The following is a 15072-nucleotide window of genomic DNA, read 5'->3' as shown; positions in this document are numbered from 1 at the left end:
CCACGTCTAGTCCTTTACGTCGAAGCTGCGGAAAATCAGGCGCAGCGCGAAGGTAGCAATGATGATGGTGGCGATCACGACAATGACGCCCATGGCGGCGGCCTGGCCAATATCGAAGCCAAGGAACGCGCGCTGGTAGATATAGAACGGCAGGTTGGCGCTGGCAGTACCCGGGCCACCGGCCGTCATCAGGTAGATCTGGTCGAAGGTGTTGACCACGTAGATCGCACCGAGCAGCACACCGAGTTCGATGTAGCGGCGCAGCTGCGGCAGCGTGATGGAAACGAACGTTTTCCACCACCCGGCCCCATCCATCTGGGCGGCTTCGAGGACGTCTTTTGGCTGGGCCTGCAGCCCGGCGAGCACCAGCAGCATCATGAACGGTGTCCACTGCCAGACCAGTGCCATCAGGATCGAGATCACCGGGAACGACGACGTCCAGTCCACCGCCGGAATCCCGAACAGTCCGAGGATCCAGTTGAACAGGCCGTAGCTCGGGTTGAGCATCGAGACGGACCACAGCACCGCGCTGGCGACCGGCATGATCAGGAACGGGGTAATCAGCAGCGTCCTGACCAAGCCGCGGCCCTTGAAGTTGCGGTCCAGCAGCAAAGCAAAGACGATGCCCAGGACCATGGCCGCGAAGACACACCCCAGCGTGAAGATAATGCTGTTAAGGGCGGCCTGGCGGAAGGTCGAGTCCGCGAAGATGTCGATGTAGTTGCTCAGCCCGACGAAAGCATCGCCGTCGGGCCGCAGCAGATTCCAGTTCTGCAGGGAGTACCAAAGGGTAAAGAGGAAGGGCAGTTGCGTGACGATGATCGTGAAGATCAGCGCCGGCAGCAAGGGACCCCGGCGGCGCCATCCCTCCGCCTTGGCTCCTTTGGCGCGGGCCCGGTCTTGCTCATGCCGCTTCAGCTGTTGCTTCTCAACGAGCGTAGACATCAGCGTTCTCCTGTCTTGTAGCTCTCAGCCACTGTTTCGGCATACCGCTGTGACTGCCGCAGTGCTTCTTCAACGCTCTTTTGGCCGGCGATGGCGGCCGATATTTGCTGCGCCACGCGCGTTCCCAGGTCCTGGAACTCAGGAATGCCGACGAACTGCAGGCCCGTGTAGGGAACCGGCTTGGCCATGGAGGATTCCTGCGAAGCGCCGGCCATGGCGTCCAGAGTGGGTTCCGCATAGGCCTCCGACACTTCGGCGTATTCGGGAATCTCATAGGTGGACAACCGGCTGCCGGGTGGTACGCGTTCCCAGCTGATCTCCTCGCCGACCAATTTGATGTAGTCAGGGCTGGTCATCCAGGAGATGAAGTCCCACGCCGCGTCCTTGTGCTCGCTCGCTTCCGGAATGGCCAGCGACCAACTGTAGAGCCATCCGGCGGCTTCGGTCTCTTCCACCGGCGCAGGCGCGTACTTCGTTTTCCCGACCACCAGCGAGGATTCCGGATCTTCCACGCTGGAGACCATGGCCGTGGCGTCGTACCACATGGCCGCATTCCCCTGGCTGTACCGGGTGAGGCAGTCACCGTACCCGCTGGTGGCGGCTCCGGGCTGGCCGTAGTCGCGGACCAGATCCACGTAGTCGGTAACCGCTGCTTCGACTTCCGGGGAATCCAGGGTGGCGTTCCACTCCATGTCGAACCAACGTCCGCCGTAGGTATTGATCACCGTGTTCAGTGGTGCCATCACCTCTCCCCAGCCTGCCAAACCGCGAAGGCATACTCCGGAGAAATCTTTGGCAGGGTCGTGGAGTTCCTTGGCGAACCGGCGGATGTCATCCCACGTGGGCTGCTCTGGCATGGTCAGGCCGGCTTCCTCGAACAGGTCCGCCCGGTAGGCCAGGAAGGAGGATTCGCCGTAGAACGGGACCGAGTACAGATCCCCTTCGTAGCTCAGTGCCTCGCGGATAGTCGGCACGAAATCGTCCGGATTGTACCCTTCGGTGGTTTCCGCATACTCCTGCAGGTTAGTCAGCCAACCGTTCTCCGCCCACATCGGGGTTTCGTAATTGGAGATCATCACGACGTCGAATTCCCCGCCTTCCGTCGCTACCGAAGCCGTGATCTTCGCGCGAGCCTCATTCTCCGGCAGGGAAACGAAGCGGACATCGATATTCGGATGTTGTTCCCTGAAGTTCTCCTGCAGGGAAATCGCGTCCTGCATCTGGGGGTTGGAGACGATCGCCACCACAATCTCTTCCCTGCCTTCGGCTGGCGCCCCGCCGCAGCCGGTCAGGGCCAGCAGCACAGCGGAGGCAGCAGCAACGGCCCCGAGCAGACCGCCCTTGCTGCGCTCGCCGGAATCCGGTTTACGTCCTAATTTCATTAGTTACCCTTGCTCGTTTGAGAGTCTTGCTTCGCTCATTTGTTAAGTGACTTTAGTCATATATACTCATTTGAGCAAGAGCGAATTGCTCATTCGTTACAAAAGGAGGTCTTCTCGAGTGGCACAGCCTTCCGACGACGAACTCCTGGCCCACATCGGCCGGGACTATTACCTGGAGAACAAATCCAAGGTCGAAATCGCCACTACCTACGGTGTATCGCGCTTCCAAGTGGCCAGGCTGCTGGAGGAAGCACGCGCCAGAGGGATCGTCAGGATTGACGTTGTGTTCCCCCATACCACTGCCGCGGCAGATGCGTCGGCACTCCAGCAGGACCTCGGCGTCGAATCCGTGATCGTGACGCCGACCGGCTCGGATGACCACCAGACCCGCGACCGGATGGCGGAAGCAGCGGCTGAGCAACTCATGAAGCGGACCAGCAAGGGCGCTACGGTCGGCATCTCGTGGTCCCGCACCCTGGATCTTGCGGCCCGGCATATCACCGAACTCCCGGACTGCGACCTGGTTCAACTCGCCGGAGCCCTGCCCATCCCCGGGAGCCGAAGCTCCATTGACCTGATCCGGACCTTGGGGGAAGTCACCCAGGGCACGACCTGGCCGATCTGGGCTCCACTGGTAGTGGAGAACGCCGCAACGGCTGAGGGCCTGAAGCGGCAGCCCGAAATCTCGCAGGCGCTGGTCAAGGCGGATTCCCTGGACTTGGCCATGGTTGCCTTGGGCGGCTGGAGGGCAGGCATTTCCACCGTCTGGGACCGGGTGGACAACGCCACCCGGCTCGCAGGTGTCGAAGCGGGGGCAGTCGCGGAGTGCTCCGGACGGCTGATCAGCGCCGACGGCCAGGCGGTCCGGACGGAGCTGGACGAGCGCGTCATCGCGGTTACGCTCGAACAGCTCCGGCACACCCCGCATGTGGTTGTAGTAGCCCAGGGAGCAGCGCGCGCCGACGCGGTCCACGCAGCCATCCAGGCCGGAATTGTAGGCACGCTGATAATCGACGAGGAACTCGCGTGGGCTCTTGAGGACTCGCTCCACCGGAAGCCGGTGCCGAGCGCATGAGCATTGTTATCGGCGTGGATTCCTCCACCCAGTCCTGCAAAGTGCTCGCCGTCGACGTCGAAACCGGCAGGATCCTATCGTCGGCCTCCGCGCCGCATCCGGACGGCACCTCCATTAACCCGGCGCATTGGGCTACTGCATTGGACCAGGCATGGAACGACGCCGACATCCGGACCTTTGGCCAGGAAGTTTCGGGCGTCAGCGTGGCGGCCCAGCAGCACGGCATGGTGGCGCTGGATGCAGAGCGCCAGCCGGTCCACGACGCCCTGCTGTGGAACGATACGCGCAGTGCCGACGCGGCCGGACAGATGGTGGCGGAGCTCGGAGCGGAGGCCTGGGTCGACGCCGTCAATCTGGTGCCCGTCGCATCCTTTACGCTGACCAAGCTGGCCTGGCTCGCGCAGCACCGACCGGAGCTCGCGGCCAAGGTTGCCCGTGTCGTGTTGCCGCATGATTACCTCAACCACCGCCTTACCGGGGAGTATTTCACGGACCGCAGCGATGCGTCCGGGACGGCCTACTACTCCCCGATTACCGGCGAATACCGGAAAGACCTGCTCGAGCAGTTCTTCGGAGCCGTTCCCGAACTCCCACCGGTGCTTGGTCCTGCCGAAACCGGCGGCAATCTCCTGGACCGGTGGGGCACTAACCGGGCCGCAGCGGGCGCTGGTGCCGGTGACAACGCGGCCGCGGCCTTGGGACTCGGCATCAACCCCGGTGAAGTGGTGGTGTCGGTGGGCACTTCCGGAACGGTGTTCACCTCTGTGGTGGAACCGGTCCGGGATCCCAGCGGCACCGTCGCCGGTTTCGCGGACGCAACCGGCCAGCATCTGCCGCTGCTGGCCATGATCAACTGTGCCCGAGTCATGACGGCGACTGCCGCGATGCTCAATGTGGACCTGCCCGAGCTGGACCGGCTGGCGCTGGCCGCGGCGCCGGACGCTGGCGGCCTGACCCTGCTGCCCTATCTCGACGGCGAGCGAACACCGAACCTGCCAAATGCCCGCGGAACCCTGACCGGCATGACGCGGGAGAACATGACGCCGGGGAACCTCGCCCGGGCAGGTGTCCTCGCCGTTCTGAACTCGCTGGCCGACGCCCAGGAACTGCTGCGCGCCAATGGGCGGACCGGTGGACAAAGTGATCCTGATCGGCGGCGGATCGAAGTCGCGCTCCTTGCGCCAGGCAGCTGCAAACATCTTCGGTGTGCCGGTGGAAGTACCGGCCGCAGGTGAGTACGTGGCGCTCGGGGCTGCGCGGCAGGCCGCATGGGCGGTGACCGGCGAGCTGCCGGTCTGGAAGCCGGTAACTGAAGCAGCCTTTGAACCGCAGGCGCACTCCAGCTGGGGTTCAGAGGTGCGCGGACGTTACGCCGAGGCCCGGCAGGCGGCCTACGGACTCTGAGCGCGCGGGGAGAGACCGCAGCGCACATGGTACACAGCGATCCCTGGCTTAGGTCGCCGGCGGTTCAGCCAACGCTGCCCCACGGTGATGTCTTCAGCGTTGGGTTTTCCAGGATGCAGAACTGGCACAAGCCACATCTACAACGTGCGGAAAAACACTTTGCTGCGTGTCACTGGGGGAAATACGTCATCGAACATTTGCCTAATTGGAATTTCTGACGGTACGTTTCCAAACGAGCCAGCCCAAGCAGGAGTCGCCATGACTTCTCCTGGACCAAATCGACCGGCGTTCGAGCCGGGATCCGCGGCTGGCCAGGGTACCGCGGCGTCGTGCAGGACAGTTCGCACCGGCCGGGCAGACGCTCCCACCCAAAGTCAACATCCCCTCCCTCCCCAGGAGAAATCATCATGCAGACCGTACAAGAAACATCGGCCACCCCCACCTTGACAGCGTCGACTCCCACCGCAGACTCCGCGCAAACGCGCCCGGCAGCACCCCAGAGGCATGCCCGACCGCTGGCAATATTGCGGATTCTGCTGGGGTCGGTCTTTTTGTGGGCCTTTCTGGATAAGACTTTTGGCCTTGGATTCGCCACAACCCCCGAAAAAGCCTGGATCGCCGGCGGCTCGCCCACGGCCGGCTACCTAGGCAGCATGAAGGGTTCGTTCGCCGGGCTGTTCCAGCCGCTGGCTGGTGCGCCGGTCGTGGACTGGGCATTCATGCTCGGCCTGCTGGCCGTCGGAACGGCGCTGGTTCTTGGCATCGCGCTCCGCGCGGCCGCTGTCGGCGGCACCGCACTCATGGTGCTGATGTGGCTGTCCTCGCTGCCGCTTAAATCCAATCCCGTCATCGACGAGCACGTCGTATACGCAGCGGCCATGATCGCGCTGGCCGCCACCCGCGCCGGCAACACCTTTGGCCTGGGCCGCCAATGGTCAGCCCTGATGTCATCCCCGTCCCTGCGCTGGTTGCGCTGATTGCGCTGACGCAGAAGGGAGTTCCTGAACGGCAGGAACTCCCTTCACGGCGCAGCAGGTCCGTCGACCCAACTACCAAGCTCCGCCCTCAACCAGCGCGGCGACCGTAGCCTTCGCCCCGCGCGTCTGCAGCGAACCCAACGCCGCCGCGTACGCCTCGACAAACCGGGGCTCGTCGACCAGATCGCCGAAAAGTTCCCGTTGGGAGATGAAGGCCAGCCTGTCCTCGCGGTTCCTGGCCGCAGCCGCCATCAGGGGTTCCTTCAGAGGGTCGACGACGACGAACGCCTCGCCGGCCTCATCCGTTCCCTCCGCATAACGCGCCCAGCTGGCGACAATCGCAGCGGAACGGTGGATTTCGCCGTCGTTCTTCAGGTTTTCCCGAATGACCGGCACCAGCCATTTCGGAATGCGATCCGAGCTCTCCGCGCAAAGGCGGGCCAGGGTGTCGCGGACATGTTCGTTGGAGAATCGCGCGATCAGCTTGTGTTTGTACGCGTCCAAGTCGATCCCGGGGACCGGGTGGAGCGTGGGAGTTGCTTCCTTATCCATGTAGTCCAGCAGGAACTGCGCAAAAACGGGGTCCTGGCTCACCTCGTGGGCGTACCGGTAGCCAGCGAGGTAGCCGAAGTAGCACTGCCCCTGATGGCTCGCGTTGAGCAGGCGGAGCTTCATCAGTTCGTACGGCTCCACGTCGTCGACCAACTGGACGCCCGCCTCTTCAAAGGGCGGGCGGCCCTGCGGGAAGTTGTCTTCCAGCGCCCACTGCTCGAAGTCCTCGCAGACCACCGGCCAGGCATCTTCGACGCCGAACCCTTCGGCAATGGCGGCGCGGTCCTCATCAGTGGTGACGGGCGTGATGCGGTCCACCATGGAGTTGGGAAAGGCAATGTTCGCCTCCATCCAGGAACCCAGCTCGGGGTTCTTGAGGCTGGCGTAGGCGGTGAACATCTTCTTCGCGACGTCGCCGTTGCCTTGGATGTTGTCGCAGGACATGATCGTAAACGGCGGCAGGCCGCGCTCACGGCGCCGGGCCAAGGCTTCCGTCACCAACCCGAAGGTGGTTGCCGGTGTTGCGCCCGGCGCCAGGTCGGCTGCCACGGCAGGGTTTCCGGCGTCGAACTCCCCGGTCACATGGTGGAGGTTGTAGCCGCCCTCGGTGATGGTCAAGGAGACGATTCGGACCTGCTCCGAGGCCATTTTTTCGATCACTGCCTCCGGATCTTCCGGGGCAAACAGGTACTCGACAATAGATCCGATGACCCGCCCCTCGCGTGTGCCGTCCGGGTTCTTGATCACCAGTGTGTAGAGGCAGTCCTGGTCATCCATGACCTTCTTCATGAGCGCGTCGCCGGGCAGGACGCCGACGCCGCAGATGGCCCAGTCGAAGGCTTTGCCCTGGTTCATCAGCCGGTCCAGATACATGGCTTGGTGCGCCCGGTGGAAGCCGCCGACTCCGAAGTGGACGATGCCGGCCGTCAACTGGGAACGGTCATAGGTTGGCTTGGCTAGCTGCGGGGGAAGGTCGGCGAGGGTGCGCGCGTTCAGCGATGACATTGGAACCACCTTGTGAGCTGGGTTACTTTTCCGCCAATCTATCATATGAGCCCTCCACTGTCGCTCAGATGAGCAGTGGTGTGCCCGTCAAACATCCCCGCCCAAACAACTTCGCCTGAAGGCTACGCGACGGGTTTACACCTACGCGTGGCGCAGTATGGTGTGAGTCACAGGATGATTCTCAAGGCACGTCTAACGAGGGCGCTGAGGAGATTGAGGCATGGACGATAGCCAGATAACGGTCAACGGCCAACTGCGCGATTGCGGCGGGGCTGGTCCGCACACCCGGTTGCTCGACTGGTTGAGAACAGAGGGCTTGACCGGGGCGAAGGAGGGCTGCGCCGAGGGTGAGTGCGGTGCGTGCGCCGTCCTCGTGGCCCGCCCGGACGGGGCCGACCGAAGCCGCTGGACCTCAATCAACGCGTGCCTGCCTCCTGCCTTGGCGTTCGACGGCCAGGAAATCGTGACCGCAGAGGGCCTCGGTACCGCACCGGGTCCCTGCGCCGAGGAGGCTCTGCACCCCGTTCAGCGCGAGATGGCGGACCGCGGTGGAGCCCAGTGCGGCTACTGCACGCCGGGGTTCATCTGTTCCATGGCCGCAGAGTATTACCGCCCGGAGCGGGACGCTGCCCGCTCCAGTGCGGCGCAGACCGGGACTGCGGTGGCCGGCGAGGAGCATGCGACCGACCATGAAAGCGGGCCCAACGGCTTTGACCTGCATGCTCTGAGCGGTAATCTGTGCCGCTGCACCGGCTACCGCCCCATCCGGGACGCGGCGTACGCGCTCGGCTCCCCCGATGGCTCCGACCCGCTGCTTGTCCGGCAGGGTGGACCCGCGCCTGCCGCTCGTCCTACCCAGAAAATTGTCGACGGCGCCCGCTTCGTCAGGCCTGCGGCCATGGAGGAGCTCTTCGACCTGCTCGAACAGAATCCGGAGGCCAAGCTGGTCGCCGGCGCCACGGATCTCGGGGTGGAGGTGAACCTGCGGCACACGCGGCCTCCGCTGACCCTTGCCATCGACCGGCTGGAGCCGCTGCGGATGTTGGAGGTCGGCAACGATCGGATCACCATTGGGTCCGCACTGAGCCTCACCGAGATCGATCGCGGGCTCGCCGGCCGCGTACCTTTATTGAGCCAGCTCTTCCCCCAGTTCGCCTCCCCGCTGATCCGCAATACGGCAAGCCTGGGCGGCAATCTGGCGACGGGGTCGCCGATCGGTGATTCCGCGCCGGCGCTGCTGGCGCTGGACGCGTCGGTCGTGCTGGCCTCCGCCAGCGGCGAGCGGGAAGTCGCGCTTGCCGAATACTTCACCGGGTACCGCCAGAGCGTCAAGAAACCAGGCGAGCTCCTGCGCGCGGTGCGGATCCCGCTGCCGCTCGCGGAGAGCACCGCCTTCTACAAAATCGCCAAGCGCCGTTTTGACGACATTTCGAGTGTCGCCGTCGCTTTCGCCATGCAACTCGACGGCTGCACCGTCTCCTCCATCCGGATAGGCGTCGGCGGCGTTGCGGCCACGCCGATCCGCGCAACCAGAACGGAGCAGTCGCTGGCGGGCCAGCCGTGGACGCCGGAAACTGCCGAGGCTGCCGCCGCCGTCATGTCCGCCGAGGGCACACCGATCGACGATTTGAGGGCGAGCGCCAAGTATCGCTCGGCGATGCTCGGCCAGGCATTGCTCAAGTTTTATGCGGAAACAGCATCCGCTGTGGAGGTAGCTCGATGAAATCCCTTGCCGACCGCCCAGTCAATCCCGTCGTCGGTCTGACGGTCCCGCACGAATCCGCCGCGCTGCATGTCACGGGTACGGCCCTTTACACCGATGACCTCATCGTCGGCCGCCAGAATGTGCTGCATGCCTGGCCCGTCCAGGCACCGCATGCCCACGCCGTCGTGACTTCCTTGCGGACCGAACCCGCGCTGCAGGTCCCGGGAGTAGTCCGGGTGCTGACCGGAGCGGATGTTCCCGGCGTCAACGACGCCGGGACCAAGCATGACGAGCCGCTTTTTCCCACCGAGGTCATGTACTACGGCCATGCCGTCTGCTGGGTGCTGGGCGAAACGCCCGAGGCTGCGCGGCTGGGGGCGGAGGCAGTCGACGTCAGCTACGACCGGCTCCCCTCGCTGCTGACACTCACTGAGGCCATCGAGGCGGAAAGCTTCCAGGGCCACCAGCCGACCCTTAGCAGGGGCGACGCCAACGCGGCCCTGGAGGGAGCTGCACACCGGTTTTCCGGCGAGATCGAGTACGGCGGCCAGGAGCACTTCTATCTGGAGACCCACGCATCGTTCGCGTACCTCGATGAGGGCGGACAGATCTTTATCCACAGCAGCACGCAGCATCCCTCGGAGACGCAGGAAATCGTGGCGCACGTGCTGGGCCGGCACAACCACGACGTCACCGTCCAGTGCCTGCGCATGGGCGGCGGCTTCGGCGGCAAGGAAATGCAGCCCCACGGTTTCGCCGCCGTCGCGGCGCTGGGCGCGGTTCTCACCGGCCGGCCGGTGCGCCTGCGACTTAACCGCACGCAGGACATCACCCTGACGGGCAAGCGCCACCCGTTCCACGCCAGATGGGAAGCCGGTTTCGACCAGGACGGCCGCATCCAGGCGCTGAAGGCTACGCTGACGAGCGACGGCGGGTGGAGCCTTGATCTTTCGGAGCCGGTACTGACCCGCGCGCTGTGCCACGTGGACAATTCCTACTGGATTCCCAACGTGCACGTCGATGGCCGGATCGCGAAGACCAACAAGACTTCCCAGACCGCATTCCGCGGCTTCGGTGGTCCACAAGGCATGTTCCTCATCGAGGAGGTCCTGGGCAGAGCCGCTCCGGTACTGGGACTCGACCCCGGCGAGCTGCGGCAGCGCAACCTCTACACTGCCGGGCAGAGCACCCCGTACGGCCAGCCGGTCCGCCATGCCGAGCGGCTGCATACCATCTGGCAAACCCTGCTGGAACGTGCCGACGTCGGGCGCCGACGCGAAGAGATCGACGTGTTCAATGCCGGCCACCCGCACAACAGACGCGCCCTCGCCATCACTCCGGTGAAGTTCGGTATCTCGTTCAACCTCACCGCCTTTAATCAAGCCGGCGCACTCGTGCACGTATATAAGGACGGCTCCGTCCTGATCAATCACGGCGGCACGGAAATGGGCCAGGGCCTGCACACCAAAATGCGCCAGGTGGCCGCCACCGCCTTGGGAGTTCCGCTGGATTTCATCCGTCTGGCCCCGACCCGCACGGACAAGGTACCGAACACGTCGGCGACGGCCGCCAGCTCCGGCGCCGATCTCAATGGCGGGGCCATCAAGGACGCCTGCGAGCAAATCAGCGCGCGGCTGGCCGAGGTGGCGGCCCGCAAGATGAATATCCACCCCGATGACGTCCGGTTCGCCGACGGCAAGGTGACCGGGATCGGCTTTCATGACAGGCACATTGCCTTCGCCGATCTGGCCAACGACGCCTACTTCCAGCGGATTCCGATCTGGGCCGCCGGCTATTACCGCACCTCGGGACTGCACTGGGACAGCGCCCGCATGCAAGGCGAGCCGTTCAAGTACTTCGCTTACGGGGCGGCCGTTTCCGAGGTAGAAGTGGACGGCTTCACCGGCGCCTACCGCCAACTGCGGACGGACATTGTCCACGACGTCGGCGACAGCCTCTCGCCGCTCATCGACCTCGGCCAGATCGAGGGCGGCTTCGTCCAGGGTGCCGGGTGGCTGACGCTCGAGGAACTGCGCTGGGACGAGTCCGACGGCGAGCACCGGGGCCGTCTGGCGACGCAGTCCGCCAGCACCTACAAGCTGCCCAGCTTCTCGGAGATGCCCGAGGAGTTCAACGTGCACCTTTTCGAGCAGGCCACCGAAAGCGGGGTCGTCTACGGCTCCAAAGCGGTGGGTGAACCGCCGCTCATGCTCGCCTTCAGCGTCAGGGAGGCCCTGCGCCAGGCGGTAGCTGCGTTCGGAGCTGGGGACCGGCCGGTCGAACTCGCCAGCCCGGCCACGCCCGAGGCGGTCTTCTGGGCGATCCAGGCAGCGCGGGAGACAACCTCAAAGGCTTCCGACGGCGGGAGTCAGGCCGAGGACGCGTCCTCGCCTTCATCTGTTACTACCGCGGCAGGCTGAGATGGACTGGCTGCAGGCGCTGCAGGATCTGCGCTCGGCTGGCCTGCCCAGCGTCCTGGCTACGGTCACCGAGGCGCGGGGCCATGCCCCGCGGGAGGCGGGAGCAAAGATGGTGGTCGGCGCCGAGTCCACCTGGGGCAGCATCGGCGGCGGCAATCTCGAGGCAACGGTCATCGACCGGGCCCGCGCGATGCTCCGGGCAGGAGGCACGGTCCCGGAGAGCCTGCCGTTCCCGCTCAATGAACATGCCGTCACCGAGCACGGGCAGCAGTGCTGTGGAGGAGCAGTCAGTGTTCTCCTCGAGCCGTTTCCAGCCCGTGCCACCGTTGCCATCTTCGGCATAGGGCACGTGGGCCACGAGCTGGCCCGGATCCTTTCCCGGCTGCCGATCGAACTGCAGCTTGTGGACAGCAGGGCCGACCAGCTTGATCCCGCCCGCCTCGCCGACGTCCTGGCGGGGCCGGCCGAAGTCCACCCCCAGCACAGCCCTGTCCCGGATTCCACCTTGGGCACCCTGCCGCCGGGCTCGCACGTGTTCATCATGACCCACGACCATGCCGAAGACTTCCTGCTGTGCGACGCCGCGCTGCGCCGCGGCGACCTCGGCTCGGTGGGTCTCATCGGCTCCTCGGCCAAGTGGTCCAGGTTCCGCCAGAAACTACAGGCCGAGGGGCATGAGGCCGACGTCATCGACACCATCAGTTGCCCGATCGGGCTTCCCGGCCTGCCCGGTAAAGACCCGGCCGCCATCGCCGTCAGCGCAGCGGCCAGCCTGCTCCCGGCCCTGTCGAAGCACCTGGCCGTCTGACAGCTCGCGCGGTTCGGTGCGTATCCCCCCAAGCACAGACGGGCGGCCCCATTATGGGACCTCCCGCCGTCGTCGTTAGTTGTGGTCTTCGCCTACTCGCCGACGAGCTCTTCGTAGAGCCGGTGCACGCGGGCGTCGATCTCGTCGCGGACCAGGCGCATCCGTTCCATGCCATGGATGTCGCGCAGGCTCGGTTCGCCGATTTCCCAACGCTCGTAGCGCGTGCCCGGCACCTCCTCCAGCTGCGCGTTGGTGCCCAGAATAACGACGACGTCGGCCGCCCGCTGCGCTTCTTCGGTCACCGCAGTGGGCGTCCCTGCGCTGATGTCGATGCCCTTTTCGAGCAGCGCCTCGGCCGATTCCTGGTTGACCGCGGTCCCGGGTTTGGTGCCGCACGAGTGCACCCCCACCGTGCCGTTGGCCAGTTTTTCCATCAAACCGGCGGCCATCGGGGACTTGCCGCTGTTGGAGGAGCAGACGAAGAGGACGCTGGGCTTAGCTGGCTGAGGGGTCATGGGGTCGCTTTCTGCAGGCGGATTCCGAAGAGGGACGTGAAGTCCATTATGCCCAGATTGGCTGCCGGGAGGGTCTTCGCGCCGGCCGGGAAGGCGAAGGCTCTTGATAGTAGCCGCGGTTCTTGTTGCACTGGTCTATACAGCCCGCGCCGGAACGTTTCTTCACCCCAGAGGCACCGCCGGCAGAAGCAAAGGACCCGCCATGACCGAGACCAACAGCCACAAGCCCACCGTCCTCTTCGTCTGCGTCCACAACGCGGGCCGCTCGCAAATGGCCGCCGCCTACCTGGAGCACCTGTCCAGGGGCGCCATCGACGTCCGGTCCGCCGGATCCCGGCCGGCAAAAGCGGTCAATCCCGCGGTGGTGGAAGCCATGGCGGAGGACGGAATCGACATTTCCGGCCGCACCACCAAACAGCTCACTACGGAGCAGCTCCACGACGCCAACATGGTCATCACCTTGGGCGGCGGCGACGATGTCCCGGTCATCCCCGGCCGGAAGTACGAGGACTGGGAGCTGACGGAGCCAGCCGGCAAGGACGTTGGCGCCGCCCGCGTCCTGCGCGACGATATCAAGGCCCGGGTTCAGAACCTGGTATCCGGCCTGCTCCCCGCGCTGCACCCGGACGCCAGCTAGCCCGCGGCGACGGCACCCGAAGGAGAAACATCATGAGCGAGAAGATCATCATCATCGGCTCCGGCCCCGCGGGCTACACCGCGGCGATCTACGCCGCACGGGCCGGGCTGGAACCCCGTGTGATCGCCGGCGCGGTGACCGCGGGCGGCGCGCTGATGAACACTACCGACGTGGAGAACTTCCCGGGTTTTCCCGAGGGTATCCAGGGCCCGGAGCTGATGGAGAACCTGCAGCAGCAGGCGGCAAGGTTCGGTGCCACCATTGAGTACGACGACGTCTCTTCCGTCTCGCTCGAAGGCCACCTTAAAGAAGTGGTCACCACCGGCGAGAACGTCTACCAGGCACCGGCGGTCATCCTGGCTACCGGCTCCGCCTACAAGGAGCTGGGCCTGCCGGAGGAAAAGAAGTTCTCCGGCCACGGGGTTTCCTGGTGCGCCACCTGCGACGGGTTCTTCTTCCGCGAGCAGGACATCATCGTCGTCGGCGGCGGGGATTCGGCCATGGAGGAAGCGCTTTTCCTGACGCGGTTCGGGAAGTCCGTCACCGTCGTCGTTCGCCGGGATGCCTTGCGGGCGTCGAAGATCATGGCGCAGCGGGCGCGGGACAACGAGAAGATCCGCTTCGAGTGGAACAGCACCGTTTCCGCCATCCACGGCGACGGCAAGGTCTCCGGCGTGACGCTGACTGACACCATCACCGGGGCTACGCGCGAACTGTCCGCCACGGGGATTTTCGTGGCCATTGGGCACCTGCCGCGGACCGAACTGGTCAAGGGCCAGATCGATCTGGATGCGGAGGGCTACATTAAGGTGGACTCCCCCACCACCGTGACCAGCCAGCGGGGCGTTTTCGCTTGTGGCGACGCCGTGGACCACCGCTACCGGCAGGCCATCACCGCCGCGGGCACCGGCTGCTCGGCCGCGCTCGACGCCGAACGCTACCTAGCCGCGCTGGAAGATTCGGACAGCATCGCCACCGCCCTGGTGGAAGAGGAAACCCATGCCTGACGCTCACGTGTCGAGCTGACCAGGCCGGAAGGCAAGGCATTCAAGGTCAGCTGCGTTCCACGAGGGCGTCCACCTGCTCCAGCAGCGCTTCCAGCTCTGCTGCGGTAACCTTGGCGGGCTGGCCGGCCCCCGCGAAAAAGGTAGCGCTGTAATAGAGCCCGTCCCCCCATCAGCTTGATGGCCTGTGCGACCGGCCTGCTGCCGAGGGCCTTTTCCAGCGCATCCAGCCAGAGAGCCTCGATATGCGCAAAGGTCTGCGCCGCCGCGGGATGCCCCTGCTGCACCAGGCGCGCCACGGCAACAATGGCCCGGTCCAACGGCGAATCCATATACAAGGACGTGCGGACGTAATAGCGGGCCGCCCCCTCCGGCGCCTTGCCGATCTTCTCAGCATCTTCCGCCGTCAGGACCGCGAGCCGCGCGCAGAGCCCTTCCACCATGGCCTCCTTGGACGGGAAGTGGTAGAGCAGCCCGCCCTTGGACACCCCTGCCGCCGCCGCAACGGCGTCCATGGTGGCGGCCCGTTCGCCCTCCTTGATGAGGATGTCTTCAAAGCTGTCAAGGATCCGGTCTTTTGCACTGGCCATCCATCCATCCTAGCTTTCGATCGGCTTGCCGCTAAACCGTCCAGCCGGTACAG

General features: G+C 65.1%; 14 protein-coding genes. 9 read left to right on the top strand and 5 right to left on the bottom strand.

All coding sequences use genetic code 11. From position 1 onward, the window contains the following. Nucleotides 1-6: 6 nt before the first annotated feature. Both B0G38_RS14360 and B0G38_RS14355 read right to left on the bottom strand, forming a co-directional pair. Nucleotides 7-945: a carbohydrate ABC transporter permease gene (locus B0G38_RS14360; RefSeq protein ID WP_264670036.1), complete on the bottom strand. Its 939-nt coding sequence runs from the start codon at nucleotides 943-945 to the stop codon at nucleotides 7-9. Then, nucleotides 945-2327 carry an ABC transporter substrate-binding protein gene (locus tag B0G38_RS14355; protein ID WP_264670035.1) on the bottom strand — a complete coding sequence of 461 codons (1383 nt, stop codon included), beginning with the start codon at nucleotides 2325-2327 and terminating at the stop codon, nucleotides 945-947. Before B0G38_RS14355 ends, B0G38_RS14360 begins: the two co-directional genes overlap by 1 nt. Nucleotides 2328-2445: 118 nt before the next feature. Between B0G38_RS14355 and B0G38_RS14350 the strand changes: the two genes are divergently transcribed. The 4 genes from B0G38_RS14350 to B0G38_RS14335 all read left to right on the top strand — a co-directional run bounded on the left by B0G38_RS14350 (nucleotide 2446) and on the right by B0G38_RS14335 (nucleotide 5783). Then, on the top strand, nucleotides 2446-3402 hold the full coding sequence (locus B0G38_RS14350) for a sugar-binding transcriptional regulator (protein WP_264670034.1): 957 nt from the start codon (nucleotides 2446-2448) through the stop codon (nucleotides 3400-3402). Next, the gene (locus B0G38_RS14345; protein ID WP_264670033.1) at nucleotides 3399-4637 is read left to right on the top strand and encodes an FGGY family carbohydrate kinase; all 1239 of its coding nucleotides are present in this window, start codon (nucleotides 3399-3401) and stop codon (nucleotides 4635-4637) included. The genes B0G38_RS14350 and B0G38_RS14345 overlap by 4 nt, the downstream gene beginning before the upstream one ends. Then, nucleotides 4522-4806, top strand: coding sequence for an FGGY-family carbohydrate kinase (locus B0G38_RS14340; RefSeq protein ID WP_264670032.1), 285 nt, complete (start codon nucleotides 4522-4524; stop codon nucleotides 4804-4806). Before B0G38_RS14345 ends, B0G38_RS14340 begins: the two co-directional genes overlap by 116 nt. Nucleotides 4807-5213: 407 nt before the next feature. After that, entirely contained in the window at nucleotides 5214-5783 is a 570-nt protein-coding gene (locus B0G38_RS14335; RefSeq protein WP_264670031.1) for a DoxX family membrane protein, read from the top strand. A gap of 72 nt (nucleotides 5784-5855) precedes the next feature. Here the strand turns inward: B0G38_RS14335 and B0G38_RS14330 are convergent, their stop codons facing one another. Next, on the bottom strand, nucleotides 5856-7340 hold the full coding sequence (locus B0G38_RS14330) for a mannitol dehydrogenase family protein (RefSeq protein ID WP_264670030.1): 1485 nt from the start codon (nucleotides 7338-7340) through the stop codon (nucleotides 5856-5858). A 220-nt stretch (nucleotides 7341-7560) separates the two neighbouring features. Between B0G38_RS14330 and B0G38_RS14325 the strand changes: the two genes are divergently transcribed. Genes B0G38_RS14325 through xdhC form a run of 3 tightly spaced genes read left to right on the top strand, consistent with a single transcriptional unit; the run spans nucleotide 7561 to nucleotide 12273 of the window. Further along, on the top strand, nucleotides 7561-9063 hold the full coding sequence (locus tag B0G38_RS14325) for a xanthine dehydrogenase small subunit (protein WP_264670029.1): 1503 nt from the start codon (nucleotides 7561-7563) through the stop codon (nucleotides 9061-9063). Beyond that, nucleotides 9060-11465: a xanthine dehydrogenase molybdopterin binding subunit gene (gene xdhB, locus B0G38_RS14320; protein ID WP_264670028.1), complete on the top strand. Its 2406-nt coding sequence runs from the start codon at nucleotides 9060-9062 to the stop codon at nucleotides 11463-11465. Before B0G38_RS14325 ends, xdhB begins: the two co-directional genes overlap by 4 nt. A 1-nt stretch (nucleotide 11466) precedes the next feature. Next, the gene (gene xdhC / locus B0G38_RS14315) at nucleotides 11467-12273 is read left to right on the top strand and encodes a xanthine dehydrogenase accessory protein XdhC (protein ID WP_264670027.1); all 807 of its coding nucleotides are present in this window, start codon (nucleotides 11467-11469) and stop codon (nucleotides 12271-12273) included. 92 nt (nucleotides 12274-12365) lie between these two features. Here the strand turns inward: xdhC and B0G38_RS14310 are convergent, their stop codons facing one another. Further along, complete coding sequence (locus B0G38_RS14310; protein ID WP_264670026.1) at nucleotides 12366-12788, bottom strand: arsenate-mycothiol transferase ArsC; 423 nt, start codon at nucleotides 12786-12788, stop codon at nucleotides 12366-12368. A 202-nt stretch (nucleotides 12789-12990) separates the two neighbouring features. On the opposite strand from B0G38_RS14310, the gene B0G38_RS14305 reads away from it, so the two are divergent. Next, nucleotides 12991-13425: an arsenate reductase ArsC gene (locus B0G38_RS14305; protein WP_264670095.1), complete on the top strand. Its 435-nt coding sequence runs from the start codon at nucleotides 12991-12993 to the stop codon at nucleotides 13423-13425. 32 nt (nucleotides 13426-13457) lie between these two features. Beyond that, nucleotides 13458-14432, top strand: coding sequence for a thioredoxin-disulfide reductase (trxB, locus tag B0G38_RS14300; RefSeq protein ID WP_413542071.1), 975 nt, complete (start codon nucleotides 13458-13460; stop codon nucleotides 14430-14432). Here trxB and B0G38_RS23240 read toward each other — a convergent pair. Next, nucleotides 14363-15019: a TetR/AcrR family transcriptional regulator gene (locus B0G38_RS23240; RefSeq protein ID WP_319801252.1), complete on the bottom strand. Its 657-nt coding sequence runs from the start codon at nucleotides 15017-15019 to the stop codon at nucleotides 14363-14365. The genes trxB and B0G38_RS23240 overlap by 70 nt on opposite strands. Between the last annotated feature and the right edge of the window lie 53 nt (nucleotides 15020-15072).

This window comes from Crystallibacter permensis (genome assembly GCF_025960875.1).
In the GTDB taxonomy this organism is placed as follows: domain Bacteria; phylum Actinomycetota; class Actinomycetes; order Actinomycetales; family Micrococcaceae; genus Crystallibacter; species Crystallibacter permensis.
Note: the sequence above shows the minus strand (reverse complement) of the source record. Positions and strands in the feature narration are given on the sequence as shown.